The sequence below is a fragment of the Streptomyces sp. SID3343 genome (assembly GCF_009865215.1).
In the GTDB taxonomy this organism is placed as follows: Bacteria; Actinomycetota; Actinomycetes; order Streptomycetales; family Streptomycetaceae; genus Embleya.
In genome coordinates, this window is record NZ_WWJX01000163.1 from 1 (window position 1) to 2,040 (window position 2,040).

2 protein-coding genes are annotated in these 2,040 nt (G+C 73.2%); both read left to right on the forward strand.

Annotated elements, in window-relative coordinates; genetic code table 11:
• Positions 1–855, forward strand: an 855-nt coding sequence (locus GT354_RS05955; protein ID WP_161355124.1) for a GNAT family N-acetyltransferase, incomplete at its 5' end; no start/stop codon positions are given.
• Positions 852–2,006 (forward strand): glycosyltransferase family 4 protein, encoded by a 1,155-nt coding sequence (locus GT354_RS05960; protein ID WP_161355125.1) that lies wholly within the window; start codon positions 852–854, stop codon positions 2,004–2,006. The genes GT354_RS05955 and GT354_RS05960, both read left to right, overlap by 4 nt.
• Positions 2,007–2,040: the final 34 nt, after the last annotated feature.

The window sequence follows — 2,040 nt, forward strand, 5'->3', positions numbered from 1 at the left end:
GTGCCGTTGCTGCGCATCCGCGAACGCCTGCACCCGCGCGTGCCCGGCGGGGTCGCGTGCTGGACGGTGCTCGGCAGCGGCGTCGGGGCCGCCGACCACTGCGGGTTCGCGGTGGATCCGCGCCGACACGAGGACGTGCGCGCGTGGCTGGCCTCGATGGCGCGTGGGCGCACGATGGTGCTGCCGCACCTCGATCCGGCGACGGGTGATCCGTACCTGCCGCCGGGCGCGCGCGAGATCGAGCGCACCGCGTGTCCGGTGATGCCGGCGGATCCGGCCGCGCTCGGTTCGGCCCGGCATCGGCAGGGTGTGCGGCGCAAGGCACGCAAACTCGTGGACGAGGGCGTCACGTTCACGTGGGTGGCCCCCGACGAGATGACGCCGGACATCTTCGACGACCTGCTGCGGCTGCATCGGCTGCGCCGCGACGCGATCGGCGGGGCGAGCGCGTTCGACCACTCGCGGCGTCCGCTGCACGCGGCCCTCGCCGCGCGGGCCGCGCCGGATCGGGGGCCGTGCGCGTTGGTCGCCCGGGATCCGGTGGGTGCGCCGATCGGCGTTCTGTACGGCTTCCTGTGGCAGGACACGTTCGCCTACTACCAGTTGGGGTGGGACCCCGGGTACGCCAAGGCCAGTCTGGGCACGGTGCTCTTCCACGAGACGTTGACCGCGCTCGCGGCGCGCGGTGTGCGCACCTTCGATTTCCTGCGCGGGGCGGAGGAGTTCAAGCACCGGTTCGGTGCGACGGATCGGTACGACACGACGTGGCTGGTAGGACGCGGCGTGGGCGGGGCGCTGCTCGGCGCGAAGGCCGCGGCGCGCGGGATGCGGAACGGACATCGGGGGGAATCGTGAAAGACGGCAGGGATCGGATCAAACTCGTCCACGTGGTCTGGCGGTTGAGCGTGGGCGGTGGCATTCCGCAGGTCAGCCGGCAGGTGCTCGCCGGTTTGGACCCCGCGCGGTTCGACTGCCACGCGATCACCGCGCGACCGGCGCTCGCCGAGGACGAACTCGGCGAGCTCGGCCCGCATGTGACGGTCCATCCGCTCGATCACGTGGGCCCGACGAGACCTCGGGACGAGGTGCGGTTGGGGGTGCGGATCGCGGGCTTGGTGCGCGAGTTGCGGCCCGACGTGCTGCACGCGCACAGCGGCACCGCCCGGCTGTCCCTGCCGGCCGCTCTCGGCTCTCCCAGGATGCCCCGGGTCCTGGAGGTGCACGAGCCACTCAAGGACGGCCTGCACTCGAAGCTGACCAACGGGATCGAGGTCGCCATGGTGCGGGCGGCGGGCTTTCGCCCGTTCGCGCACTCGACTCACGTGCGCGATGCCACGGCCGACATCGTGGGGTGGCGCCCGGGTCGCATTCCGCTGGTGCCGTTGGGAGTTCCGGTGCACATACCCGACCCGGACGCGGGCCGCGCGCTGCGCGCCGAGTTGGGCATCTCGGCCGAGACGCTCGTGGTGGTCGGCGTCGGCCGGGCCACCCAGAAGAACATCCCGCTGATGGTCCGGGTCGGCGCCGACGTGGTGCGTAAGCTCGGCGACACGGGACCGCCCGTGGTGTTCTTGATCGTCGGCCGTCAGGACCCGCAGATCCCCGCGCTGATCGAGGAGTTGGGGGTCGGTAGGCACGTGCGGGTGGTGCCGCCGCTGCCTCGGCTCACCGACGCGTTCGACGCGGCCGACCTGTTCCTGTCCACGTCGCACTACGAGGGCTTCGGGCTCGCGGTCGCGGAGGCGATGGTCGCGGGCATTCCGGTCGTGGGCACCGCGGTGGGCGGGGTCACCGACGTGGTCGCCGACGGCGTCACGGGCCGACTGGTGCGCGCGGGCGATCGGCCGGGCCTGGTGGCGGCCTGTCGTGAACTGCTGACGAACCACGCCCTGCGCGCGCGGATGGGCGTCGCCGCGCGCGAGCGGGTGCTGGCGCGGTTCACCCGCGGACACATGATCGCGGGCTTCGCCCAGGTCTACGAGCGCGCGGCGCTGCGGGCGCGGTAGCCGGGGGCCGGTGGTCGGGCGCCTGTGGTCGGCG